At 71.8% G+C, this 273-nt stretch carries 1 pseudogene; it reads left to right on the plus strand.

The window, feature by feature from the left end:
* Positions 1–273 (plus strand): annotated as a pseudogene (locus tag IF17_RS0135940) (MarR family transcriptional regulator); the annotation flags it as partial.

Below are 273 nucleotides of genomic sequence, written 5' to 3' on the forward strand. Positions count from 1 at the left end.
CCCCCTCGGCTTCATCCGCAAACGCCTCACCGACAAGATCCCACCCCGGATCCCCACCACAGACAGCACCACACCCGGCACCCCCGGCCCCGCACCAGCCCGCCGCATCCTCATCGAATGCACCGACTGCGGCCGCCCCGGCCAACCAGAAGCACTCCCCGACGGCCTCTGCCGCCCCTGCCGCACCACCCGCCAACCCGACACCGACCAAGCCCCCATCGACCCCACCGAGGCCGCCGACATCGAGGCCCGCATGGCCAACCTCCGAGACCT

Source organism: Streptomyces cyaneofuscatus, from assembly GCF_000718135.1.
Lineage (GTDB): Bacteria > Actinomycetota > Actinomycetes > Streptomycetales > Streptomycetaceae > Streptomyces > Streptomyces cyaneofuscatus.